This is a genomic window from Pseudomonas sp. MYb118 (assembly GCF_040947875.1).
Lineage (GTDB): Bacteria > Pseudomonadota > Gammaproteobacteria > Pseudomonadales > Pseudomonadaceae > Aquipseudomonas.
This window is the reverse complement of sequence record NZ_JBFRXN010000002.1, coordinates 1,555,592-1,581,139: the sequence shown is the minus strand read 5'-3', so window position 1 is coordinate 1,581,139 and position 25,548 is coordinate 1,555,592. Positions and strand designations below refer to the sequence as shown.

Here is a 25,548-nt window from a genome sequence, read left to right as displayed (position 1 = left end):
CGAGCAGGCTCGCTCCCACAGTCGTTTTTCCAGCGGTAAATCTCACTCAGTCTGAGCGTTCGCAAAGCCGTCTGTGGACGCCGACTCCCGCCGAATCATCCCCTCCATCTTCCACTCGAACGCCAGCGTCAAACTCACCGCCGCGCACGCCAGGCCGAGGGCCAGGCCCCACCAGACGCCCGTCGGCCCCCAGTTCAGGTGGAAGGCCATCCACCACGCGGAGGGTGCGCCAATCAGCCAGTAGCAACCCAGCCCGACCAGGAAGGTGGTCTTGGCGTCCTTGAGCCCGCGAATGCAGCCCATGGCGATGGTTTGCGTGCCGTCGAACAGCTCGAACCAGGCGGCCACGGCCAGCAGGCTCACCGCCATCTCGATCACCGGGCGGAAGGCCGGGTCGTTGTGGTCCAGGAACAGGCCGATCAACTGATTCGGCAGCAGCCAGAACACCATGGCGAAGCACAGCATCGCCACCGCCCCGAAGGTGATACCGACCCGCCCGGACATCCGCGCGTCCTGCAATTGCCCGGCGCCGTAGTGCTGGCCGATGCGCATGGTGATCGCGTAGGACATGCCTGCGGGCACCATGAACGCCACCGAAACGATCTGCAGGGCGATCTGGTGCGCGCCCAGTTGCGTGCTGCCCATGGTGCCCATGCACAGCGCCGCGAAGGCGAACAGCCCGACTTCCACGGCATAGGTGCCGCCAATCGGCAGGCCCAGGCGCCACATCTCCTTGAGGTACTGCCGGTTCGGACGCGACAGCCCCGGGAGCAACGGGTAGGCGTCGTACGCCGGATGCCGGCGAATGTGCCAGGCCAGCGCCAGGGCCATGAGGTTGGCGACAATCGCCGTAACCAGGCCGATGCCCACCAGGCCCAGTTTGGGCAGGCCGAACATGCCGGTGATCAACGCGTAGTTGAGTACGAAGTTGGCCACGGTGCCGGCCAGGCTGATGACCATCACCGGTGTCGCCCGGCCAATGGCGCTGGTGAACCCGCGCAGGGCCATGAAGCTCAGGTAGCCGGGCAGGGCGAACGGCAGGATCAGCAGGAACTGCCCGGCTGACTCCACGTTGGTCTCGGTCTGGCCGAACAACAGCAAGACCGGTTTGAGATTCCACAACAGCAAGCCGGCCACCAGCGCCATCAGCCACGCCAGCCACAGACCCGCCTGGGTCAGCCGCGCCGCCCCTGCGATGTCGCCAGCGCCGTGACGGATCGCCACCAGCGTGCCCACCGCGGCAATCACGCCGATGCAGAAAATCGAAACAAATGAGTAGCTCGCTGCGCCGAGCCCGCCGCCGGCCAATGCCTCGGGGCTGATACGCGCCATCATCAGGGTGTCGGTGAGCACCATCAGCATGTGCGCCAACTGCGAGGCAATCAGCGGCCCGGCCAGCCGCAGGATGGCCCAGAGTTCTGAACGCACTGGATGTTTCATTATCATCAGGCCCGTTAGTCAAGGTTTACAGGAAAGTGTCGATTCTCGGCGCTCTGCGGGGTTTGCACAAAGGGATAAAAAGGATGGGTTACATGATTAAAACTCATCATGGAGATCTTTCTGATACCTTGAACCTGTTTCGTCATAGGAGCTTTCTGAATGTCTCGTCGTCTACCTCCTCTTTACGCGTTGCGCGCATTCGAAGCGGCGGCGCGGCACAGCTCATTCACCCGAGCCGCTGAAGAGCTGTCGATTACCCAGAGTGCAGTCAGTCGACACATTCGCACGCTGGAGGAGCATTTTGCCTGCCGGTTGTTTCACCGCAGCGGGCGTCATCTGCAACTCACCGAGTCGGCGCGGTTGATCCTGCCGGGCATTCGCGAAGGCTTCACCGCCCTTGAGCGTGCCTGCCATACCTTGCAGGCCGAAGATGACATCCTGCGCATGAAGGCCCCATCGACCCTGACCATGCGTTGGTTGCTGGCGCGGCTCAGCCGCTTCCGCCACCTGCAGCCAGGCAACGAAGTGCAACTGACCAGCGCGTGGATGGACATCGACTCGGTGGACTTCAACCATGAGCCCTTCGATTGTGCGGTGATTCTGAGCAATGGGCGTTTTCCGCCGGACTGGGAAGCCAGCCTGTTGTTCCCCGAGGAACTGATCCCGGTGGGCGCACCGAGTCTGTTGAACGACCAGCCCTGGGATGTCACACGCCTGGCCAATGCCGAGCTGTTGCACCCGACGCCGGACCGGCGTGACTGGCGCAGTTGGCTGGAGCGCATGGGCCTGACCGATCAGGTGTCGCTCAAGGGCGGGCAGGTGTTCGATACCCTGGAGCTGGGGATGATCGCTGCCGCGCGGGGGTACGGGGTGTCGATGGGCGATTTGCTGATGGTCGCCGAGGATGTGGCGCAGGGAAGACTGAGTTTGCCGTGGCCGACCGCCGTCGCCAGCGGTGAGAATTACTACCTCGTCTGGCCGAAAACCCGTCCGGGAGGTGAACGTTTGCGCAGGCTCAGCGATTTTCTGCAAAGCGAGGTGCAGGCCATGAATTTGCCGGCTGTTGAACGTTTGCGCTGAATCGTTAGAGCTTTGTTACAAAAGCGCTGCGCGGTACCCGATATAACCACTCAAGTATTAGGTTTTTAGGCCGAAAGTATCATTGTGGAACCCTCGTGCATGTTTCACGCAATTCCCATTATTAGAAAAATTGCTGGGCAGCCGATCAAGGAGGAAGGCGCCCGGCCAGGAGCAGTCATGTCTCAACCTCGTGCTCGAATCGCCTCACAGCTTGGCCTTGCGCTAGCCGTGATTCTGGCGATCGTCATCACCGGTAGTACCTTATTCGCCCTGCGTTCGCTGGACACTGCCAACCTCGCCACGCGCGAAGAACACCTGGCCAGCGAAGCTCGCTTGCTGGCCGATCAGTTGACGACCTTCCACGGCACCCTGCGTGAAAGCACTCAACGCCTGGCGGGCCTGTTCGAAAAGCGCTTCGCAGGTGGCCTGAGCGTGCACCCGGACGAACAGTTCAACGTTGCGGGTACCCAGACGCCGGGCCTGCACCTGGGCAATGAAGTGCTCAACAACAACTTCAAGGAAGTGGACGAGTTCAAGCAGATGACCGCCGGCGTAGCCACGGTCTTCGTGCGCAGCGGTGAAGAGTTCATTCGCGTCAGCACCAACGTCAGCAAACAGGACGGCACGCGTGCCATTGGCACCATCCTCGATCATGCGAACCCGGCGTATGCCCGCTTGATGTCGGGGCAGAGCTTTGTCGGCCGTTCCCTGCTGTTCGAACGCTATTACATGTCGCAATACACCCCGGTACGCGACAGCGCCGGCAAGGTGATTGCGGTGCTGTATGTCGGTTTCGACTACACCGACGCGCAGAACGCGCAGTTCGCCAACCTCAAGCGCTTCCGCATCGGCCAGACCGGCTCGCTGGCGCTGCTCGACGAGAAAAACAACTGGCTGGTGCCGATTGCTGGTGTGCAGGCGCTGGACAAGGCCGCCCCAGCCATCGCCACCCTGGCGAAGTCGCCAAGTAAGGGTGGTTTCTGGAGCGACGCTTCCGAAGACTTCTACAGCGTCGCCGTACCGTTCGAAGACGGTCCATGGTCGGTCGTCGCCAGCATGCCGAAGGAAGAAATCAGCGCGGTGACCTGGAGCGTTGGCATTCAACTGGCTATTGGCAGCCTGTTGGCGATGCTGATCGCCGTGGGTTCTGCGGTCTGGCTGCTGCGCAGCAAACTTGCGCCGCTGGGTGATCTGGTGCGTCAGGCCGAAGCCCTGGGTGCTGGTGACCTGAGCGTGCGCCTGAATGTGTCGAGCAACGATGAGATCGGCCAACTGGCCCGTGCGTTCAACCAGATGAGCCAGGCGCTGTCGACCATGGTCGAGCACATCCGCAAGGCCTCGCAAGAGGTCAACAGCCGTGCGCAGGCGTTGTCGGGCCTGTCCGGCGGTGCTTACGAAGGCATGGAGCAGCAGTCGGGTGAAATCACCAGCATGGCCGGTGCCGTGGAAGAGTTCAGCGCCACTTCGCTGAACATTGCCGACAACATGGGCAACACCCAGCGTCTGGCCCAGGAAAACGCCCAGCAGACCAAGATTGGCCGTACGTCCATGGACGAAGCCTCGTCGTCCCTGGAGCAGATTGCCGGTGCCTTGAACAGCACAGCGGTAGTGATCAACACCCTGGGGCAGCGTTCCCAGGAAATCGGCGGCATCGTCGGCACCATCACCTCGATTGCCGAGCAGACCAACCTGCTGGCGCTGAACGCCGCGATCGAAGCGGCACGTGCCGGCGAGCAGGGCCGCGGTTTTGCCGTGGTGGCGGACGAGGTGCGCAACCTCGCTTCCCGTACACGCCAGGCGACTGACGAGATCTCCGGGATGATCCAGAGCATCCAGCAGGAAACCGGCAACGCCATCAGCACCATGGAGCAGGGCAACGTGCTGATGCAGGAAGGCCTGTCGCGCAATGCCAACGTCGCCTCGGCGCTGGCGCGCATCGACGAACAGAGCCGCTCGGCCGGTCAGCAATTCACCGCCATCACCACCGCCACCCAGGAGCAGAGCAGCACGGCGACCTTGCTCAGCAGCAACCTGCAAAGCATCGCGCTGGCCAACAGCGAACAGCGTGAAGTGGTGGCCAACCTGGCCGTCACGGCCAAGGAGCTGGAGAAGCTGGCGTCGGACCTGCGTGCGGAGGTCGACCGGTTTCGTTGAGGTGCGGCTGAGATAGCTATCGCGAGCAGGCTCGCTCCCACAGGGTCCGGTGTATGCAGATCCATTGTGGGAGCGAGCCTGCTCGCGATTGGGCACGACTCAATCCCAAGCCTTACTGAGTCGCCGGCCGATACTGCAATGCCTCCGCCAGATGTTCCCGCGTGATCTCCTCAACCTGCTCAAGGTCCGCCAACGTGCGTGCCACCTTGAGCAGCCGATGCGCCGAGCGCAGCGACAGGGTCAATCGTTCGCAAGCCGTTTCCAGCCAATGCTCATCGGCTGTGGATAACGTGCAGTGTCGCCGCAACCCCGGCAAATCAAGAAAGGCGTTCGCACAGCCCTGACGTTTCTGCTGTCGCTCCCGGGCATCTGCGACCCGTGCCGATGCGCTGCCACTGTCATCGCCGGGCTTGGCGGCAGGGTTAAGCGCCGTAGCTTCCCGTGCGACAGTCAGGTGCAGATCAATACGATCCAGCAGCGGCCCCGACAACTTGTTGCGATAGCGCTGCACCATGTCCGGGGTACAACTGCATTTGCCGCTGGGTTCGCCCAGATACCCACAAGGGCAAGGGTTCATCGCCGCCACCAACTGGAAGCGCGCCGGAAAGCGCACCCGCTCCCGCGCCCGGGAAATCACGATACAGCCGGACTCCAGCGGCTCGCGCAGCACCTCCAATACCTTGCGATCGAACTCCGGCAACTCATCGAGAAACAACACGCCATGGTGGGCGAGGGTGATTTCCCCCGGCTGCGGTTTTGAACTGCCACCGACCAGCGCCGGCCCTGATGCCGAGTGGTGTGGCTGGCGGAACGGACGTTGCGGCCAGTGGGTCAGCGGCGCGCCGCTGGCCACCGACTGAATTGCCGCCACCTCCAGGGCTTCATGCTCGGCCAGCGGTGGCAGCAGCCCCGGCAACCGGCTGGCCAGCAAGGTCTTGCCGGTGCCCGGTGGACCGCTGAACAACAGGTTATGCGCCCCGGCAGCGGCGATCAGCAGCGCCCGCTTGGCGGCCAACTGCCCCTGCACCTCTTTGAGGTCGGGGTAGGGCTTGGCCGCATGGATCAAGCCGTCCGAGACATAAGGATCAACCGGCGTATGCCCGTTGAAATGCGCCACCGCTTGCAGCAGGTGGTCCACCGCGATCACCTGCAGACCGGAAGCCAGGCAGGCTTCCTCGGCATTCGCCCGCGGCACCACCAGCGTTCGCCCGGCCTTGCGCGCCGCCAGGGCCGCCGGCAACACTCCGCGCACTGGCCGCACCTCGCCGGACAACGCCAGCTCGCCCAGGCACTCCACGTCATCCAGGGTCAAGGTCGGCACCTGTACACTCGCCGACAGAATCCCCAGGGCAATGGCCAGGTCGAAGCGCCCGCCATCCTTGGGCAAGTCCGCTGGCGCCAGATTTACAGGTCAATACCGGGGTATGGACATCTAGAGTACAAATGTCCATATGGACACCTTCCAGTCCAGCCCTAATTAACCAATAAAGTTTCGATGATCCCAAGGGATTCCCAGTGACCCAAACTGGAGTGTTGTCGCTGCGATAACTGGCGGCTTTTGCTGGAGATGAGGATCGAGATGACCCAGCAAGCAGATCTAAGAAGTTCTGTAGATGGGGCGGGGGTGTGGAGTGCAAATATCGTCATGATCGACGAGCAGCCTAGCGAAATCCGCGTACTTGAATCTTGGATGGCTACTGTACTAAGGCAGCGAGATGGGCAAGCGAGATGGGCAAGCGAGATGGGAATGCGAGATGGGAATGCGAGATGGGAATGCGAGATGGGAATGCGAGATGGGAATGCGAGATGGGAATGCGAGATGGGAATGCGAGATGGGAATGCGAGATGGGAATGCGAGATGGGAATGCCGAGCGGCGTATCAGGGTTTGCACGAGCCAAACCCTTAATTCTGGTACAGAAGTGGGAGAATCACAAGATTGACTAGAGGTAAATCTGGCGTAAAATAAACATTTCTTTTGGCGAAGATAAGCCTCTAGAATCAACCAGATAACCTGATAATACGGTAAGGGTGTGGCGTTGTCAATATATGGCTAAAGGTTCGAAATGCGTGGCTTACGTGGAGTTCATTACCCTCACCCTTTTTCACATCACAGTGGCTCCAGGTGTCGCCTCCTACGTCCTTCCATTCGCGCATGACCTCAAGCGGCAGAAGAATTACGTCGTCCTAGGGTTCCCGATCCTGCGGTGGTCGACAGGCGCGTTATGGGATGAGGCGAATCTTTGGCTAGGTGCTCTTGCCCAAAGCATCCCTACTCAGGGCATACGAATTAAGTCTATAAGGTCTTTGGCCTATGCCCTGATAACTTTTATGCGATTTGTAGAGAGCGAAGGGCGCCCATGGAATTATCTTCCCTTGATTCCTGCAGATAGGACAATAAACAGGTACAGAAAGCACCTGATCGACGCCAGAGAGGGCGGTGAGCTAGCACCATCAACTGTCTCCGCAAAAATGTCTGTCGTGCTGCGCTTGTTTAGATGGGCCCAGATAAACAAGATTATTAGCGCCGTTGCTTTTGAGGTAACCGGAGTTAAGGTAGTTAAGGTTCCTGACCAATATGGCCGGGAGTTAGCCGTAAGTGTAAGTTTTTCGAACTTGGCTATTCCTAATCGCAAAGCCTCGGCAGATCGAGTTGAAGGCGGGCTGATGCCAGTTTCGATAGACTATAGAAATGAGCTGATTGATTTTGCACGGGATCATCTAAGTTATGACCTATATCTAATGCTTAGAATTGCGTTTGAATCTGGTCTACGGATTGAGTCGATCTGTAATTTAAAAGTCAATACTGTCAACTGGGGCACTCCTGATTTTTTTGATGCGGAGCTGTCTTGGTTACAGGTGGGGCCCAATGTGGATGGCGCGCCTGTTGCAACTAAGTTCGGGGTGCAGGGGGCCGTCATGATTGGCACAGCGCTTTTAGATGAGCTGAAAGAATATTGCAAATCCATACGGCGAATCACTAGAGAAAATAGAGCATCTGAGGATTGTGGCGAGCTGTTATTCATAACAAAAAATGGAAACTCCTACGGTCGTCGTTCGGATACTGATCGCAGCGCCATAAACTCTCTTGTTTTTGCGGCAAAAGAAAAGGCGAGGAAGATGGGTTTGAACTTCGATGATTTTCACTTTCATCGAGCTCGTGCAACCTTCGGTGTGGCGATAGTTCAGTGTGGGATGGAATGCGAACCCAGCATACCACTGTCAGATATCTTGAGCTTCGCAAGGGACTGTCTTCTCCATAAAGACATCGAAACCACAATGAAATACGTTAGGTTTCTGCAAAATTCAAAAATCAAAGCCAAATATGCCAATGAATACACTGCAGCAATGATGGGCAGATATAACGAGCGCAGTAAATGATAGACGATCTTGAATTTGACGGTGTGGTTTATGGGGAGGAGCGAATCCCACTGACGTTGAGGTCTTGCCTTTACGTGAATGGCGCTGGCTGCCATACAAAGAAATTTGGAGAATATCGTCTGGGTAACGTCCTTGGGCTCGTGGTGACTGCACGCATCCCGCTCGTCTACGCCCTTCACTCGGAATTGAACGGGATTGTTTCATCAGGGGGTAGTCCCAGAACTTTGGAAGGCGGTGTGTCTCGTGTACGGGCTTTTTATATGTACAGTGACGGACTAGGTATCGACCCAACCAAGGCAAATGCTTGCAGCCTATATTGTGAATGGGTCAAAAGCCTCTATAAAAGTGTTAATAGCGGTGATGCTAAAGAGGACGGCTGTTACGGGAAAGCTAGTGGCATGGCGACGTTGCTCGGAAACGCTACAGGCCTGGGCCGGGAATTTTTTGTATTAAATGCTGGGCTAACGGCCCCTAGCAAAAAAAATGCATTCCCCCAAATAGATAAGCAAAACCTTGTCAATGCTAAGCGCTTTATTGATGACTTGATGGATATTCGTAACTGCTTAGGAATCGAAGCATTTCAGCGACCTCTGCCAGCGCAGCTTAAGATGTCAAATGGTCAGGAGATAATGCTGTACAGTGGCCTAACTCAGCATGAACAATTACTGGCTGATAAGCTTGCAAATGTAAGTTTAAGAGTTCGGTATGCCTTATATAATGTCCGAGTGGAAACTGAATTGATGTTATTTATAAGTCAGACGTCCATGAACTTGTCGGACGCTGCAGGGCTCAAATTTCAGGAGCTAAAGTTCTACACAGTTGGTGCCAGTTTTGAAGCGCGCACATACAAAGGCCGAAAACAAGGCGAAGTTATATTCACGGCTTACGGTGAGTATAAGCCTTATTTCTTGGATTTTCTTGCGTTCAGAAAAGCGCTGGGCATCAGCGAACATACCAACCTGTTATTCGGTAAGTTGCCACAGGCCGGAAGAACTGTTAGCGACAATCCTAACCCTCGTTCACTAATTCGTTTGATGAAGAAGCTGGAGCGTCCGTTTGTTATAGCGGGAGAGCTCCGGAAAACCCGGCAGAACTGGTTAGCCCGAAAAGCAGGTGACCCCGCCCTCGCCGCTGAGATAGGCCAGCATGATTTGGAAACTTTCGGTAGATATTATGAGCGCCCAAATCACCAGACAGCGACCACTGAGTGGTCGAACTACTATAGAAGTAGTGCGAAGGCTAAGCGTGCTGCACTCGTGGGAGAATGTACTGGCCAGCCTATTCCTGTAAAAGAATTACCAGCGGGTTTTGAGGAACCAAATTGCGTCAATCCGAATCTTTGCATTTTCTGTATTAGTTACAAAGGCATAAAAACATATTCTTATATATGGTCTATTGTTTCTTATAAGGTTTTACGCGAGCGTGAAAAGTTGGTTTCTCTGCGCAGTAATGCGGATGTTTCTGGGTTGGAATCTGCAATAAGTCGCCTTGACCAAATCATTGGCGCGTTTGAGACCGCTGGAAAGAAATGTGCGGGATGGTTAGCAAAAGCTGCGCAGCAGACGCAGATGGGAAATTACCACCCTCGGTGGAGCGGCTTTATTCATTTGTTAGACGTGGCCAGTTTATGAGTGCGTTAGATCCTGAGTTGTTCGATAGTCTTGAAAGCCCAGAAAGCTCGGAAGGTCTAGAGAGCCTGGAAGTCTTGCAAGGCATGGGGACAGGGCTCAAGTTTCCGCTAGATAATGACTATCCTATTTTGGTGAAAAAGGATGAGTCCACGGGACAGGATCAGGTGCTTGTCACCTATAGTCAAGATTGATGGGATTTTTCAAGTGTGTCTGGAACAATTAAAAACTTCTATTTCTATAGGGTTTCAAATTCAGCGAAGGGGGAAATTTCTGCTTCGGGATGGAAAGCATTCAAGATGGTAATGGCGTACTTGTGGATTAACCGTGGGCACTCGATCTCGATTGAGACTTACAGCTACTACTACAAGCAGTTTCGTGCCCTTTTCGTCATAATGACTTCGCATAATGTGGATGTGCTTGAAGCCCCAATGAATGAGGATCAGGCCTACAAGGTGTTTGGGCTCCACCGTCGCGCTAGCGTGATGCTTCAGCTCATTGCCGTTTTGTATGTTGGGCGTAGTCGCTTAGGCTTTTATTTTTTGGCACCGTGGGAGAGCACCTTGGTGCAGCGAATGCTTGAGCCAGTAGAGTTTCAACAAACGCCATGTATTCCATGGCGGATTTGGGAGTACCAGAAAGATCGGCTTAAGGAGTTTATGGATGATTTCATCTCGTCATCAGAGCGGCTAGATAGGCTCCAAAACCGTTTGATCGATCTTTACGAAGGGTCTGATTATAAGCGAAAGCGGGTTAAGGGGCGCGTCACCAGCGACACGCATAATATCAAACCATTGGGTAAAGATGGTCATAGGTATTTAACCTTTCACCATTATTCTACTTTCTATAGATTGTCTCCGTTATTGAGAAAGTGGATGGTACCTTTTGGGAGAGATCTTGATACGATTATCTCTCAAGATGGGGCGAGAATTTTTTCATCATATTTGACCGCTGTTTCTTATGTGGGCTTGCTCTATCTTGCTAACTATTCCGGCATGCGAAGAGGCGAGCTTTCTAAGTTGAGAGCAAACTGCTTTATTTCAGATGATGATGAAGTTCTAGGTAAGGCTTACTTTCTTTGTGGCGGCACATCAAAGACAATCAATGACCCCAATGCTCTTTGGGTAACTGATGAATATAGTGGTGAGGTCGTAAAGGCGCTGGGTGCCGTTTCAGCAATGAGATTGAGGTGCGCAAAAATTTTTAATCGGGGCAATGTCGTAGGCGCCGATATGCTCAACCCTCTTCTGCTCCTACGTGCTTATGAGCCTTGGGGCCGTGCTAGGGGTGAAGCATTAGATAAGAGCGTCGAACTCTGTAAGGATTTTTCCTACAATGGCTGGCAGGGGGTATGCCCTAACCTTTTTGATACAAGAGTGCTTACTATTACTGAAGAAGACTTCCTGTTGGCCAAAAAGTATACCCCGTCATTGGACATACAAGAATTTGCCGTTGGTAATATTTGGCCTTTTGCTCTTCATCAGCTGAGACGTACGCTACTGATAGACGCCACTGAATCTGGGGTAAGCAGGTCATCAACTCAGTATCAAGCGAAACACCGGGATACGTCGATGACTCGCTATTATATATCAAATTTTCAGAGCAATCTTAGCGCTGAAATGCGTAAGGGCTTAATGGCTGAAATTGTTGCAAGTTTATCAAGAACTGCTGTGGGCCTTAAAGAAAACCATTTTGTTTCTGTCTATGGTCAGGAGCATAAAGCGAAGCTCATCGAATTCGTAGATTTGACCGACATCAAAGACCTGGGCGAGACTGCCGACACAAGGTCTTTTTCGATCCGAGAAACATTCTTCGGTATATGTTTGAAAAAAGGCTATTGTTCATCAGGTGGAATTACTTTTGTAGGCGATTGCGGTACCTGCGCAGAGGGTCTGGGGGATAAACGTAAAGTTGCTGTATTAGTCGCTCTTAAAGATGACCTAACTTCTCGCCTCGTTGATTTCAAGTCAGGTGATTTGGATTATATTTCCATGGAGTTCCAAATTAAGGCTATAGATGCAGCCCTCAAAACTCTCCGGGGTGATGATAATGGGTAAGGCGGAGCTTGGTTTCAGTGCGTCCTTCGAGAGGCTTAAGTATGGAAACACCCTGATCCTTCCACCCGGCAGCCCGGTCTCTCAGAATAACGTTGCTAGGGAGGCCGGGAGAGACCCTTCTGCCTTGAGGAAGTCTCGATATCCTAAGCTTGTCGCAGACATCCAGGCTTGGATTGTAATGAAGGCCTCCATAACGACGGGCACGTCCACAAAGGTGGTGATTGCGGAGGAGAAGGATCCACATTTTGAATCCCAGCTAGCGGATGCAATGCTCCAACTGGACTCCCTTCGAGAAGAACGCGACCTACTGCTGTCCAAGCTTTTGATAGCAAATGACAGAATCCTACTTCTGACATCAAAAATCAAAGAAGACGGCAATGCAGGCAAAGGCTCGGCTCCTATTGTGTTCACCTAGGTTATGTCGAGTGCGCCAACCGACAAGGTGAGTGATACCGACTTGCCGTCCAGATCCGTCCAGCTGTGCCGCTCGAAGGAGGCGCAGAGAGTTTCGCAGCAAGGCCAGCTGACGGCACTTGTGGCCGTCAGGCCTGATTCATCTGGCTGAGCCGTCCGAGCGTCCTGCCATACCGGACAGGAAGCTTTTCCCGATAGACTCAGAGGTCAAACAGGCAGCGTCATCTGTACCAGCCAGACAAGAGCCTCCAGGGCTTGTGTGTGGTAGGAGGCGAGGATCAGCAAGGCCGCGCCATTCAGATATCCCCCAGCCGCGATGCCTGCCTTCCACGTAGGCTTCACCTTGAGGCCATGCTCACGCTTCAGTCGTTTGATCAGCTGCTTCTGAGGCCGCTTTGACAAGGCAGCCAAACGCGAGAGCCCCAGGAACACCACCGCGAGCAACTGCATGTGGTCGCTTAAGTAGCGTTCGCCGGCGCCGAAGCCTTCAGGCAGGAAAGGCGGGGGCCCCGAGAAGGTGGCTGTAACCGTGAGGGTCGCGATCAGCACCCAAACGCTGCCTCGGCATCCTGACCAGTACGTCACCCTCCCTTTGAGATCTTGGATGGTGACCTCATGATCGGACTGTTTGGTGAACTCCCCTATGAGTAACTCACCGACTCACCGACTCACCGACTCATCGGCCATAGGCGCACCCCATATCCCAAAATAGCGCATTAAAGCTTTTATTGAGTGGCCAAGTGCTATCTTACTAATCTCCACCTGCCGTCCCGCTGAAAGCATGACGTCGCCAGTGGCAGTGAGCAAAACCGATATGTTCCGTATGTCGACGCTCGCTGATCGCCGGGGCCCTTTACTCGCTATGCAAACAGCGTCACGGCGAAGCCGTTTTTCACAGCATGCAAGGAGTGCAAGATGCAATACGTGGCTTGTTTACGAGTTGGTCAGAATGACGTTAAGGCGCTGATAAATCTGGAAGACCACAGACGGGACGTCGTAGCTCCGCTGTTGGACATGCGAGGCGACGAGGACAGACACCTACAAACATTTCTGACGAATTGGACTGAGCATCCTTTTTTTCTGGATGTTTCAAGAGTAGCGAAGGACGTTGCTGAGGCCTTCATTACTACGAATGACCTGCATAACCCTCATGGTGCGTTTGAGAACAAACGTCGATTCTTCTCAGATGTGGCAGGCATCAACCAGAACGTTATACCAGTGGTTTCCTGGGTTGATGATGACCCCCAACGAGCAGTCATCCAAAGTGCACTCGCTCTTCAACGCGATTTCCCACATATAGCTATCAGGGTTACCTGTCCGGAAAACCCGACTGCGACTTCGTGGAACAGATTACTATCAATCCTGGATGCTCTTGAAAGCCCAGACACCGCGACGGTGATTTTGGATTTCGGCGCCACAGCCCCGGCCAATACTGCCTCAGGTTCGGATTTCAATGTATCGCTGCGTCAACTGAATACCTATCAGATACCGAATCTGGTGCTGATGAGCACCTCCTTCCCTATCGATAAGCCGGCCTCAAACACTTCACGTTCCTCCGCCTGTTACGACGTTGCGTGGCAAGCAAGGGTCGATACCAGCGGCATAGCGTCGGATATTGTCTATGGGGATTACGCTGCCACTAATCCAACCGCCTCGATGGAATACATACGAGGCATGCCTGTGCTTCCTTTCGCCTGCTATTACACACCAACAGAATGGTGGCAACGACGCAAAGGTTCGGACAAGGAATTTGTGCGGTACATTGAAATCGCTCAAGAAGTCAGAGGGCTGCCGGGTTACCACGGTGATGATTTTTGCTGGGCTACTCGTGAGTACAGCAGAATTGTCGCCACATCTACCGGCTACGGGAACAACGGAACATGGAATGGATACAGGATCAATCAGCATATCTGCGCCATGATCCAGTCCATCGTAGATACTGACGGCTTCGATGACCTCGATGCCGATGACTTGCTCTAACGGTAACGTTGTTTCAGGCTGACCAATACATGTGACCTGATCACATTCATGGGGAGGGCGTCGCTGAGCTGGCGGCGCACTTCTTTTATGAGGTCGCGACTTTTCGTTGGCACTCCATGCTGGTTCGCGAGTGCATCCAACTCACTACGCCATAAAAACCCCGTAAGGTGGAATTTATCCTGGAGCTTGTTGGGCTTCGCCTTTCGAATCATCGCCATGCCGGAATAGTCATCGACGACGAGTACGCCAACATGCGGCAGACATGACTCAAGGGCCTTCACCAAGTGCTTTGAATGGCAGCATAGCCAGACTTCGTCAAAGCACGCCATATAGGCCCGCTGCTGACCCTCCCAGCGTGTCAAGGTGTCAGCATGGGACTTGATTTCGAAAGCGGTTAGCTTCCCATTGGCATGAACGAGATCGGCGCGTCTGGCCTTATCGATGAAGCACAGCTCCTCGATGAAGACGTCACTCTCTTCATGGGGCATCGCTTTCGCGACCCACTGCTTGAGGATTGGGCGGATTTCGGTTGGATTCAACATGCGCGGATTATAGACAGACAGTTGAGGCTTCTCACGCGAAAAAGCATCCGGTCGTCGACGGCCACAAGCCCGTACCTGCATCATGACCATTTTGCCAGAGGCTGGGGATGCGCCCGATAGAAGCTTGGGCCAGTGTTTACTATCCTCACCTGCTCATCCCTGGCCGACCTTACTCAGTGATGCTGCGCACCGCTAGGCATGGAACGCTCGCGCCAAAATAGCTGGACTCATAGGGGCCATTGATTCGAAATTATTTGCCATCATAATGGCACCACCTGCGGAAGCAGCCCAAAGGTCTGCTGTTGCTTGCTGTAGAAGCCCGCTACCTATCCCTCGCTGCCGTTTTTTGCATTTAGGGAATAACATCGAACAAGGACGCTTTATGACTGCAAACCAAGAACTAGCACACGCCCTACGTATGCGATTCGGCCTTCCACCTACCCAGCCTACAGACTCTCAGCTTGCCATCATCAAAGCTGCTATCAAGCGGATCAAGGATCAAGGGCGGACAGCTACTCAGACAGATTGGGCTGAAGTGGTTAAGACGTACTGCCCTGGGTTCGGTGAATGGGCCTATCGGGGTGCGGACAACTCAGACCTTAACACGTTACTCGCCCTGGCACTGGCCGACGCGAGGAGGGGGTAGCCCATGGAGGCCAACAACCTGGCGGCGTTCAAAGCCAAGATCGAAAGAATTCTCCATCCGTGGCAATGGAATCCGGCTCTAGATCAACTGGCCCGTCTGGCAGCAGATTTTGCTCAAAAGGCCCCTAAAACACAGATACAGGCTTTAATCATCTTTCAACGGCATTTTCCTGGCCACAAGTTTTTAGCCGTTGGTGGAGCTGACAATTCGGACTACAACACACTACTAACTTTGGCACTTGCCGATGCCAAGGCAGCATCAAGATGACCAAAGAGCAAGAAGTAGTTGGAATTCGTGCAAAACTCAGCGAGTTTCGGAGCGATGTAATGACTTCACTACATCGCTTTCTTTCTGAAGACCGAACCAATAAGAGCAAAAAACGCGATGCTCTTCTGGCCTATCAGAGAACAGCTACAGCCTATTTCAACAGCGCTGAAACTTTTGTAGGCGACAGCGAACTGTTAGGTGCAAGGGAAAGCAAGCACTGGGCCCAGGGTTTTGCGGAAGATTGCTTTGCAATACTCGAATCGATACCGCAGCACCTAGAGCTTCTTAGAACTGAATTTAAAAATTTCGGATTAAACGACCTTTCTAGCATAGAGCCAACTCCAACAGCTTATGCCAACATGCAAAGAATGGTCTGCCTGTATCTTACGCCCGACAAAAAAGAAGCACTGTATAATAAATTTAAAGACAACCAACTCCCAGTGTACGGCTTTGAACAAAAGGCAAAAAACTTTATCATGGTAGACAAAATTCTGGCGTTTTTCTTTGGCGCCATTTTCCTAACCGCCATTCTGGTAATCGCACTATTTGTCCCTTCACCGACAGATTTTCAATACAACGTCTTTAGGACTACCCTAGCATTGGCAGGTGCAGGTATAGGCGCAGTGATCCCAGGTTTTATGGAAATTCGCTTTCAAAAATGGCTACGGGCTGGCGGTGCGCTAGCTGTTTTTGCTGTGTTGTACTTCTTCAGCCCAGCGAATTTGGTTGTTCAAGCAGCTGTTTCTTGACACTGGCTTTTAATATCATGCAAAGCGCATGAGAAAATTAGAGATCTGAAATTAAGACACCATAACTCCCAGTCCTCCACTCACCACCTAAGGACAGCAGATGATCACGAAGATCAAAATCCAGGGCTATCGGATCTACGGCGATTTCACGCTGCTGCCCAACAAGGATCTCAACATCCTTGTGGGCGGTAACGACGCGGGGAAGTCGACTCTGATGGAAGCGATTGGTCTCGCGCTAAACGGGCGTATCGGTGGTCGCTCCGCTCAAGAAGAGCTGAACCCGTATTGGTTCAACAAAGAGCTGGTTAATCAGTTCTTGGAAGACTGCGCCTGGGATGAAAAACCAGCGCTGCCAGAGATCCTGATTGAGCTGTTCCTAGAGAATCGGCCTGAGCTGCAATTTCTCTGTGGCGCGATCAATAGCGATAGGAAGACAAATGCCTGCCCGGGCATCTCATTCAAGGTCATTCCCAACCCTGAGTATGACGAGGAACTTACCCAGTGGCGTATCAATCCCAGCACGCTGATCCCCGTCGAGTACTACAAGATTGAATGGCGTACCTTTGGGGATGAGGTACTGACTAGGCGCCCCCGGCAGCTCGCCGTTGCGACTATCGATTCCCGTACCGTCCGCTCGACCTCAGGCGTCGACTACCACTTGCGCCAAATCCTAAGTGACCATTTGGAGCCGGGCGAGAAAGCCAAGATCTCCCAGCATTACCGCGAGATCAAAGAGTCAATGACTTCTAACTCCCTGGGTGGCGTGAATGATCGCCTCAAGGATATTCGAGCGCCACTGGATAACCAGGTGATGGCCCTGGCCATGGATCAAAGCGCTCAATCCTCCTGGGAGGGGTCGGTCACACCACATGTGGATCATGTGCCTTTCGCGCTGGCAGGCCAAGGGCAGCAAGCCTCGATCAAGATATCGCTGGCCATGCAGCGCATGTCCGAGCAGACCAGCATCGTGATGATTGAAGAGCCAGAGAATCATCTGTCACATACCAGCTTGACCACGCTGCTGTCGCGCATCGAGGAGGCTGCAGGTGAGCGTCAACTGTTCATCTCGACGCACAGTGCCTATGTGCTGAATCGCCTCGGCCTGAGCTCCTTGCTCCTCCTGCATCGCGGCAAGGCATCTCACATCGAGACGCTTGATCCGGACACGGTCGGCTATTTCCAAAAGCTCCCAGGCTTCGACACGTTGCGGATGGTGCTGGCTCACAAGCTCGTCCTAGTGGAGGGCCCTTCAGACGAGATCCTGTTCGAGCGCTTCTTCAAAGACCTCTATGGTAAACACCCGATGGAGCTTGGGATTGACGTGATGAGCATGCACGGGCTGACGTTGAAGCGCTGCCTGGAACTTTGTACGGCCATTGATCGGCCCGTTGCCGTGCTTCGAGACAACGACGGGGAAGATCCAGAAATCCTTAGGGAAGCTGTCACCGAACTGCTCGAAACAGGAAAACGTGAGCTCTTCATTGGAGCGAAAGAAGCGGGCAAGACGCTGGAGCCGCAATTGATGGCGTGCAACAGCGATGAGTCTCTGCGCAAGATTCTTAAAGTCACTGATCGGGCCATTCTTGGCAAATGGATGTCGAGAGAAAAAACGGAAGCGGCGCTTCTCATCGCTAAATCCAAGGAAACAATCAACTCCCCGCCATACATGACTGCAGCAGCGAAGTTCATCCATGGCTAACAATTACCTGACCTTGGCAGTTGCGGGCGCACGTAAGACTCAAGGCCTGGTTGAGCACTGCAAGGCATTACCAGCCGATCGCAAAATCCTGCTCATTACCTTCGCACAGGCCAATCAAATCGAGTTGCGCGAGCGTGTGAGGCGGTATGTCGGCGATCGCCCCAGCTTGGAAGTCTCTGGGTGGTTCAGCTTCCTGCTGCGTCATTTCGTCAAACCCTTCGTGCCATTTGCATTCCCCGGCAAGCGCTGCAGGGGCTTCAATTTCGAAGGTGATCCAGGACGATACGCCGTCGATGAGAATCAATTTTTCGATTCTTCGGACAGCGTGTATGCAAAGGAATTAGCACGCTTGGCCCACCAACTCATTGGCCAAAGCGGCGGTGCTTTGATTCAACGCCTCGAATGCCTCTACGACGAAATACTCATCGACGAGGTGCAAGATCTTTCGGGTTACGACTGGGACATCCTAGAGGCGCTGTTCGGCACCCGCATAGCTATAAGGCTCGTAGGGGACGTCAGGCAGGCGGTCTTGTCCACCAACCCGCGTGGCCAAATGAAAAAGGCGTTTGCCTACTCGAAATCCATTGCATGGTTTAAAAAACAGCAGAAAGCTGGCCGGCTTGAAATCAACTTCAGCTCTGTGACCTGGAGGTGCTGCCAGATAATCGCTACCTTTTCCGACACCATCTTCGAGGCGAGCTGGGATTTTCCTGAAACGACATCTCAAAATCACACGATCACACCCCACGATGGTGTGTTCCTAGTGAAGAAGACTCATGTCCGTCAGTACGTTGAGACATTCCAACCCCAGTGCCTGCGCAATAGCATCAGCTCGGGCAAGGAGTTCGATTTCGACTATATGAACTTCGGGGTATCCAAAGGACAGACTTTCAATCGCGTACTGATCTATCCGACTGGCCCCATCGGCAAGTTCATCAGCAAAGGGGAGCATCTCGTGCCCCTATCCGCAGCCGATTTCTATGTGGCGGTCACACGGGCCGAGCAGAGTGTTGCGATTGTCTTGGATAAACCTGGTGCGTCACAGATCCCCTATTGGCATCCACCTGTCGATGCCTCACCCCCAGATTGATACCTGGCTGTGTTACTGCTGAACTTATCTGGAGCCGGCGTCTTGTGGATTGAGGGTGGCCACCCCAGAATTCCTTGCCGAAGAAAGATCTACCCGTCCTGGATTGCTGTCCACGCACAGATCAAGCTGCCTCACTTCACCCTGAACTCCTTTGGCAGTGAATTTCGTATATCGGTGGCATCAATGCGCAGCTTGGCCGGTTTTTACTCGACGTTATCGATCAGCAGTCACAGAACGGATCGTTGCTGATCGCTAGCCAGTTCCCGAGAGAGCAATGGTACGACCAGTTTTCCAACCCCACGATCGCCGACGCGATTCTTGACCGTATCATTCATAAAGCCCACGTACTGAGCCAAAGGTGAATCAATGCGAAGGGTCAAAAGTCGTCGGCGCTCAGAGGCGCGTCAGGCTCGTACCTAGACTGGGCAACACGTATACAAACAGCCGGTCAAGAGCAATGCAATCGGCTGTTCTTGAGAGAAATCGACAGCATAACTACTGTGCTAGCCACTGCAATCAGGGTCAATTTCAAACGACTTTTCCTTGAGATGGGTTGGGTTTATCTTGGGGATGACGGCGACGCATCAGGCGATACGCTGCCGGAATGACAAACAGCGAAAGCAAGGGGGCCGTGACCATGCCGCCGACCATCGGAGCGGCGATGCGACTCATGACTTCGCTTCCGGTGCCGCTGCCCAGCAGGATGGGTAACAGACCGGCAATGATCACGGCCACGGTCATGGCCTTGGGTCGAACGCGCTGCACAGCGCCTTCACGAATCGCCGCCAGCAGCCCGCGCTCAGTGCTGTCGCCGAGGTCTTCACGCTCGGCCCAGGCGTTTTTTAGGTAGAGCAACATAATCACGCCGAATTCGGCAGAAACCCCGGCTAAGGCGATAAAGCCGACTCCGGTGGCGACCGACAGGTTGAATCCCAATAGATAGAGAAACCATGCTCCACCAGTCAGTGCGAATGGCAATGTGGCCATGATCAGCAAGGCCTCATCGAATCGGGCAAAGGTCAGGTAGAGCAACACGAAGATGATCAGCAGCGTGGCAGGCACCACCAGCTTGAGTCGTGCGTTGGCCCGTTCCAGAAATTCGAACTGTCCTGAGTAGCTCAGGCTCATACCGGGCTGCAACTTGACCTGCTCATTGACGATCCGGCGTAGATCGGCGACCACCGATGCAATGTCCCGACCACGCACATCGATGTACACCCATCCTGAAGGCCGTGCGTTCTCGCTCTTGAGCATCGGCGGCCCGTCGCTGACCTTGATCTTCGCCACTGTGCCAAGGGTGATCTGGCTGCCTAGCGGGGTGTAGATCGGCAACTGCTCCAGGGCGCCGAGCGAGTCACGCCACTCCCGTGGGTAACGTACGTTGATCGGGAAACGTGCGAGACCTTCGATTGTCTCCCCTACGTTTTCACCACCGATAGCGCCAGCCACAATGGACTGCACATCAGCGATATTCAGTCCGTAGCGGGCGGCGGCCTTGCGGTCGATATCTACATCGATATAGCGGCCACCGGTCAGTCGCTCGGCCAGAGCCGAGCTGACACCGGGTACATCCTTGGCCACCCGCTCGACAGCCTGAGTTGCTGCATCAATCTCGGTCAGGTTTGTGCCGGCAACTTTTACTCCGATGGGGCTTTTGATCCCGGTGGCCAGCATGTCGATACGGTTGCGAATCGGCGGTATCCAGATATTGGTCAGCCCTGGAACTCGTACCACTCGATCCAGTTCTTCCACCAGTTTCTCCTGGGTCATGCCTGGGCGCCATTGCTCGTGTGGCTTGAACTGGATAGTGGTTTCGAACATCTCCAGCGGTGCCGGGTCGGTGGCGGTTTCGGCGCGCCCCGCTTTACCGAAGACGTGTTCGACTTCGGGCACGGTCTTGATCAGGCGGTCGGTCTGCTGCAGCAATTGCGCCGCTTTCTGCGCCGATAATCCCGGCAGGGCTGAAGGCATATAGAGCAGATCGCCCTCGTCCAACGGGGGGAGAAACTCGCCGCCCAAACGGGACATTGGCCATAGCGCACTGGCAAACACCAACAGTGCCACCACCATTGTGATCTTTGGTCGACGCAAGACTGCGTCCAGGGCTGGCTGATAGATCCGTATCAACCACCGGTTCAACGGGTTCTGTTGCTCACTGGGGATTCGTCCTCGAATCCAGTAGCCCATCAGCACGGGCACCAAGGTCACTGACAATCCCGCCGCTGCCGCCATGGCGTAGGTCTTAGTGAAAGCCAAAGGGCCGAACAACCTTCCTTCCTGAGCTTCCAGCGTGAACACCGGAATGAACGACAGGGTGATGATCAACAAACAGAAGAACAGCGCGGGGCCTACCTCTGCCGCCGCTTCGGTCATTACATGCCAATGACGTTCACCCTTCAGTTCTTCCCCCGGATTGGCCGCGTGCCATGCCTCAACCTTCTTGTGGGCGTTCTCGATCATCACCACAGCGGCATCGACCATAGCGCCAATGGCGATGGCAATCCCGCCCAAGGACATGATGTTGGCGTTGATGCCTTGGTAGCGCATGACGATGAAGGCAATCAACACACCCACCGGCAGGGAGATGATCGCCACCAGGGATGAGCGCAGGTGCCAGAGGAAGATTCCGCAGACCAACGCGACGACAATGAACTCTTCGATCAGCTTGTGGCTGAGGTTTTCAACAGCGCGGTCGATCAGCTTGCTGCGGTCGTAGGTGGTGACGATTTCCACCCCAGACGGCAAACTTTTTTTCAGCTCGTCGAGTTTGGTCTTGACCGCAGCAATGGTCTCGCGAGCATTCTTGCCGCTGCGCAAAATCACCACGCCGCCGACGGTCTCGCCCTCACCGTCGAGTTCGGTGATGCCACGCCGCATTTCCGGCCCCAGCTGGATCGTGGCGACATCGCCAAGGGTCACCGGCACACCGCCCGAGCCCAGCTTCAGCGGGATCGCCCGAAAGTCATTGAGTGTCTTCAGGTAGCCGGAAGCACGCACGATGAACTCGGTCTCTGCCATCTCCAACACCGCACCACCGGTTTCCTGATTGGCGTTGCCGATAGCATCGGTCACCTCAGACTGAGTGATGCCGAGGCTGGCCAGTTTGAGCGGATCAAGCTGCACCTGGTATTGCTTAACCATGCCTCCCACGGTGGCCACTTCCGCAACGTTCGGTAGGGTCTTGAGTTCAAACTTGAGGAACCAGTCCTGAAGAGCGCGAAGTTGTGCCAAATCGTGCCCGCCACTGCGATCCACCAGTGCGTACTGAAAGATCCAACCCACCCCCGTCGCATCCGGCCCCAACGCCGGTTTGGCGCTGGCCGGCAAGCGGCTTTGTATCTGACTCAGGTACTCCAACACCCGCGAGCGAGCCCAATACAAGTCAGTGCCGTCTTCGAACAGCACGTAGACAAAACTATCGCCAAAGAAGGAATAACCACGCACGGTCTTGGCCCCCGGCACCGAGAGCATGGTGGTGGCCAACGGATAGGTGACCTGGTTCTCGACGATCTGCGGCGCTTGTCCTGCATAAGGGGTGCGGATAATCACCTGTACATCGGAGAGGTCTGGCAACGCATCAATGGGCGTGCTTTGCACCGACCAGATACCCCAAGCGGTGACAAACAGTGTCGCGAGTAGCACTAGGAATCGGTTGGCCACTGACCAACGAATCAGGGCAGCAATCATGGCTGGCTCCCCGATTTATCCAGGCGTTCAACACGCAAGCCATCATCGGTCTGGCTCACCGCGACCCGAACCTTGTCACCAGCCTTGAGGCCCTGCATCAGCGCCGGACTAGCGAGAGGGAAAGTCATCGTCATGCCAGGCATACCCAGCGTCTTGAAAGGGCCGTGGGCGAGCGTGACTTCTTTGTCGTTGATCTCAACGATCTGACCATCAGCCTCATGAAAACTGGAGGCTGTTTCACTGGGTGCCGACTCTTCATCCGTGCGAGCAACAATGCCTTTAAGACTGGCCTCCGAGTCGAGCAGGAACTGGCCAGATGTAACCACCTTCTGGCCTGCTTCCAGACCTTTCACTATCGCAGTTTTGCCATCGCTTTCCTGCCCAAGGAGCACCTCCACGGGGCGGTAGCGGCCAGCGTCTTCGGCGAGCATCACCAGCGCTCGTCGGCCAGTGCGAATCACCGCCTCACTCGGCACCCACAATACACTTTGCTCGGTCGAACGATTCAGGCGTACTTGCGCCGTCAAACCCGGCCTGAGACGCCCGTCCGGATTGGGTAACTCGACACGTACCCGAAGTGTGCGGCTGTCCGGATTGGTCTCGGGCAAAATCGCGCTGACGTTGCCGCTAAGTGTAGTTCCTGGGAAGGCTGGCAGACGCGCTTCGACTGCCTGCCCCACGGTGATAGCTCTGGAATCCGATTCTGGAACGGCCACGGCTAACCAGACACTGCTCAAGCCATTGACGCGGGCCAGAGTATCGCCAGCCGACACGGTCATACCCGCACGTACATTCAGCTCTTGCAGCACGCCGCTGATAGGACTGGTGAGGGTCAGGTTCGGCTGGACTTTGCCACTGCGCTCTACCTGGGTGATCAGCGCAGCTGGCATCCCTGTGAGCCGCAGTCGCTGTCGGGCCGCAGCCAATAGGTCAGCATCACCGTTGTGCTTAATGGCAAGGAACTCTGTCTGGGCAGCCGCCCACTCCGGCACCAGGATATCTGCCAGGGCCGCGTTGGCCTTGAGCACATCACCGGGAGCATGGGCATAGACCCGTTCCACAAAGCCAGGGGTGCGTGCCTGTATCACCGCAACATCTCGTTCGTTGAACGCCAAGACACCCGTCACATCAAGGCTGGAGTCAAAGATTCCACGGGTGACTGTTGCAAACCGCAGACCGAGATTCTGGGTCAGACTCGGATCGATACTGACGGTCGCACGATCTCCTGCGCCACCGGCGTACTGAGGAACCAGTTGCATGTCCATAAAAGGGGATTTACCCGGCTTATCGAATTTTTGCTGCGGGTACATGGGATCGTACCAATACAGAGCCTTGCGTTCCTCTGAGGAGTTGGGACTCTGCTCCGGGCTGGCACCAAGTACTCCGCTCACGCGTTGATGCGCGAACCAGTACCCCCCGGCAACCCCGAATGCCAGCGAGACGCCTACCAACAATGCCCCGTTCCATTTTTTTAGGATCATTGGCTGGACTCCCCATAAGCGAAGTACAGACGCGCACTGGTCAGCGCTCGCTGCTCTTCTACGTCGATCTGTTTGAGGCGGGCTTCGATGAGTTCACGTCGGGCGGCAACAACCGCGTTTAAATCGCCCTTGCCTGCACGGTAACTGGCCATGCTGAGTTCGACCTTTTCCTTGGCCAGCGGCAACAGGCTGTTCTGATTTCTGCGCACGGCACGATCCAGACGCTCATAGTCGGCCAGTTCATTTTCGAGTTGCTGGGTATGCTCGCGTGACAGAGCTTCGCGCTCGGCCTCCAGCTGGTTGAGTTCAGCCTGCTTGGCAGCAATCTTGGGATTTTGGCGAGAGTCTGGAAATAGCGGTAGATCCCAGGAAAGTTGAACGCTGACCATGTCGCCGAACTGACGGTCACGATGCTGATAATCAAGCTCCCAACTCCAGTCCGACTGCTTTTCCGCTTCGGCTTCATGAACTTTGGCTTGCGCTTCGCGGGTCATCGGCGCGAACGCTGCCAACTCGGGGTGGTGTTGCACCTTATGAGAGTAAATTGAGGTGTCGACCGGCCATTCAGGCAAGCTGCCCACAGGCTTGTCGTTGGCGGCGGAGCCAATCCAGCGTTTGAGGGCCGCACGAGCCTGCGCTCTCTGCAGAATCAGATCGTCCTGCTGCTCCGCCAGTTGAGCTGCTTCTTGCTTGGGTGTCACCGCATCGGCGGGTTGAGCCCGGCCACCGGCAATTTGGGCCCGGACGGTATCGCTCAGAAGGCGGTTTTCTTTGTAGAAGTCTTGGAACAGCACATCTTTGCGCTCAACCGAGTAGCTGTTGATCCAGGCCAACGCCGTGGACTGGCGCACCTTCAGACGCTCGATTAGACGCTCCGCAGAGGCACGATCAATAGCTGCATCGGCGACTGCGATACGCGCTTTGCGCTTGTCGCTATTGGGCACCTCCTGCCTGACCCCGACCATCTGCATGGTCATGAAGTCTTGGTCGATACTCCAACGATCCGGGCCGCCGATGGGGTAGTTCTGCACCCCCACCAAGAGCTTGGGATCAGGTAATTCACCAGCAGGGATGGCTGCACTGCTGGCAGCCTGAATTTTGGCGTCTTGTGCGGTCAGCGACGGCGCATTGTTTTCTGCCAGCCGCAAAGCTTCATCGAGCGTCAATGCGGCAGCGAAACTCGGCAATGCCAGCACGCTTGCCGCTAGGCCAGCCACGAGAGACCAGCCTGTGCAATTGCACTTGGAGTTCATGT

Annotated in this window: 19 protein-coding genes and 1 pseudogene; 13 read left to right on the top strand and 7 right to left on the bottom strand. The window is 55.1% G+C overall.

Annotated features, from left to right (window positions below; all coding sequences use genetic code 11):
• Window positions 1-42: 42 nt before the first annotated feature.
• Window positions 43-1,440 (bottom strand): NorM family multidrug efflux MATE transporter, encoded by a 1,398-nt coding sequence (locus ABVN20_RS13175; protein WP_368556104.1) that lies wholly within the window; start codon window positions 1,438-1,440, stop codon window positions 43-45.
• Window positions 1,441-1,599: 159 nt separating this feature from the next.
• Here ABVN20_RS13175 and ABVN20_RS13170 point away from each other — a divergent pair, with 159 nt between their 5' ends.
• A complete protein-coding gene (locus tag ABVN20_RS13170) occupies window positions 1,600-2,520 on the top strand; it encodes a LysR substrate-binding domain-containing protein (protein WP_368556102.1) in 921 nt (306 codons plus the stop codon).
• Window positions 2,521-2,697: 177 nt separating this feature from the next.
• Window positions 2,698-4,674 carry a methyl-accepting chemotaxis protein gene (locus ABVN20_RS13165; protein WP_368556100.1) on the top strand — a complete coding sequence of 659 codons (1,977 nt, stop codon included), beginning with the start codon at window positions 2,698-2,700 and terminating at the stop codon, window positions 4,672-4,674.
• Window positions 4,675-4,786: 112 nt separating this feature from the next.
• Here ABVN20_RS13165 and ABVN20_RS13160 read toward each other — a convergent pair.
• Window positions 4,787-6,082: pseudogene (locus tag ABVN20_RS13160) on the bottom strand (YifB family Mg chelatase-like AAA ATPase); the annotation flags it as partial.
• A gap of 660 nt (window positions 6,083-6,742) precedes the next feature.
• On the opposite strand from ABVN20_RS13160, the gene ABVN20_RS13155 reads away from it, so the two are divergent.
• The 5 genes from ABVN20_RS13155 to ABVN20_RS13135 are packed head-to-tail and all read left to right on the top strand — an operon-like array spanning window position 6,743 to window position 12,153.
• Entirely contained in the window at window positions 6,743-8,053 is a 1,311-nt protein-coding gene (locus ABVN20_RS13155; RefSeq protein WP_368556099.1) for a tyrosine-type recombinase/integrase, read from the top strand.
• Window positions 8,050-9,684: a hypothetical protein gene (locus ABVN20_RS13150; protein WP_368556098.1), complete on the top strand. Its 1,635-nt coding sequence runs from the start codon at window positions 8,050-8,052 to the stop codon at window positions 9,682-9,684. The genes ABVN20_RS13155 and ABVN20_RS13150 overlap by 4 nt, the downstream gene beginning before the upstream one ends.
• The gene (locus ABVN20_RS13145) at window positions 9,681-9,875 is read left to right on the top strand and encodes a hypothetical protein (protein ID WP_368556097.1); all 195 of its coding nucleotides are present in this window, start codon (window positions 9,681-9,683) and stop codon (window positions 9,873-9,875) included. Before ABVN20_RS13150 ends, ABVN20_RS13145 begins: the two co-directional genes overlap by 4 nt.
• 15 nt (window positions 9,876-9,890) lie before the next feature.
• A complete protein-coding gene (locus ABVN20_RS13140) occupies window positions 9,891-11,738 on the top strand; it encodes a hypothetical protein (protein WP_368556095.1) in 1,848 nt (615 codons plus the stop codon).
• Window positions 11,698-12,153, top strand: a complete 456-nt coding sequence (locus tag ABVN20_RS13135) for a hypothetical protein (RefSeq protein WP_368556094.1) — start codon at window positions 11,698-11,700, stop codon at window positions 12,151-12,153. Before ABVN20_RS13140 ends, ABVN20_RS13135 begins: the two co-directional genes overlap by 41 nt.
• 206 nt (window positions 12,154-12,359) lie before the next feature.
• Here ABVN20_RS13135 and ABVN20_RS13130 read toward each other — a convergent pair whose 3' ends face one another.
• Window positions 12,360-12,701, bottom strand: a complete 342-nt coding sequence (locus tag ABVN20_RS13130; RefSeq protein WP_368556093.1) for a hypothetical protein — start codon at window positions 12,699-12,701, stop codon at window positions 12,360-12,362.
• A gap of 366 nt (window positions 12,702-13,067) precedes the next feature.
• Between ABVN20_RS13130 and ABVN20_RS13125 the strand changes: the two genes are divergently transcribed.
• Window positions 13,068-14,132, top strand: coding sequence for a hypothetical protein (locus ABVN20_RS13125; protein ID WP_368556092.1), 1,065 nt, complete (start codon window positions 13,068-13,070; stop codon window positions 14,130-14,132).
• On the opposite strand, the gene ABVN20_RS13120 is transcribed toward ABVN20_RS13125, so the two are convergent.
• On the bottom strand, window positions 14,129-14,758 hold the full coding sequence (locus tag ABVN20_RS13120) for a sce7726 family protein (protein WP_177182170.1): 630 nt from the start codon (window positions 14,756-14,758) through the stop codon (window positions 14,129-14,131). The genes ABVN20_RS13125 and ABVN20_RS13120 overlap by 4 nt on opposite strands.
• Window positions 14,759-15,323: 565 nt before the next feature.
• Here ABVN20_RS13120 and ABVN20_RS13115 point away from each other — a divergent pair.
• The 5 genes from ABVN20_RS13115 to ABVN20_RS13095 all read left to right on the top strand — a co-directional run bounded on the left by ABVN20_RS13115 (window position 15,324) and on the right by ABVN20_RS13095 (window position 19,487).
• On the top strand, window positions 15,324-15,587 hold the full coding sequence (locus ABVN20_RS13115) for a hypothetical protein (protein WP_093466155.1): 264 nt from the start codon (window positions 15,324-15,326) through the stop codon (window positions 15,585-15,587).
• Window positions 15,584-16,336 carry a hypothetical protein gene (locus ABVN20_RS13110; RefSeq protein WP_368556090.1) on the top strand — a complete coding sequence of 251 codons (753 nt, stop codon included), beginning with the start codon at window positions 15,584-15,586 and terminating at the stop codon, window positions 16,334-16,336. The genes ABVN20_RS13115 and ABVN20_RS13110 overlap by 4 nt, the downstream gene beginning before the upstream one ends.
• Before the next feature lie 100 nt (window positions 16,337-16,436).
• Window positions 16,437-18,035 (top strand): ATP-dependent endonuclease, encoded by a 1,599-nt coding sequence (locus tag ABVN20_RS13105; RefSeq protein ID WP_368556089.1) that lies wholly within the window; start codon window positions 16,437-16,439, stop codon window positions 18,033-18,035.
• Window positions 18,028-19,125 carry a UvrD-helicase domain-containing protein gene (locus ABVN20_RS13100; protein ID WP_368556088.1) on the top strand — a complete coding sequence of 366 codons (1,098 nt, stop codon included), beginning with the start codon at window positions 18,028-18,030 and terminating at the stop codon, window positions 19,123-19,125. Before ABVN20_RS13105 ends, ABVN20_RS13100 begins: the two co-directional genes overlap by 8 nt.
• A 242-nt stretch (window positions 19,126-19,367) precedes the next feature.
• Window positions 19,368-19,487, top strand: coding sequence for an ATP-binding protein (locus ABVN20_RS13095; protein ID WP_368556087.1), 120 nt, complete (start codon window positions 19,368-19,370; stop codon window positions 19,485-19,487).
• A 166-nt stretch (window positions 19,488-19,653) separates the two neighbouring features.
• On the opposite strand, the gene ABVN20_RS13090 is transcribed toward ABVN20_RS13095, so the two are convergent.
• From ABVN20_RS13090 to ABVN20_RS13080, 3 genes are read right to left on the bottom strand one after another with little or no spacing between them, the layout of a single operon-like run.
• Window positions 19,654-22,812 carry an efflux RND transporter permease subunit gene (locus tag ABVN20_RS13090; RefSeq protein ID WP_368556086.1) on the bottom strand — a complete coding sequence of 1,053 codons (3,159 nt, stop codon included), beginning with the start codon at window positions 22,810-22,812 and terminating at the stop codon, window positions 19,654-19,656.
• A complete protein-coding gene (locus ABVN20_RS13085) occupies window positions 22,809-24,293 on the bottom strand; it encodes an efflux RND transporter periplasmic adaptor subunit (RefSeq protein WP_368556085.1) in 1,485 nt (494 codons plus the stop codon). The genes ABVN20_RS13090 and ABVN20_RS13085 overlap by 4 nt, the downstream gene beginning before the upstream one ends.
• On the bottom strand, window positions 24,290-25,546 hold the full coding sequence (locus tag ABVN20_RS13080; protein ID WP_368556083.1) for a TolC family protein: 1,257 nt from the start codon (window positions 25,544-25,546) through the stop codon (window positions 24,290-24,292). Before ABVN20_RS13080 ends, ABVN20_RS13085 begins: the two co-directional genes overlap by 4 nt.
• Between the last annotated feature and the right edge of the window lie 2 nt (window positions 25,547-25,548).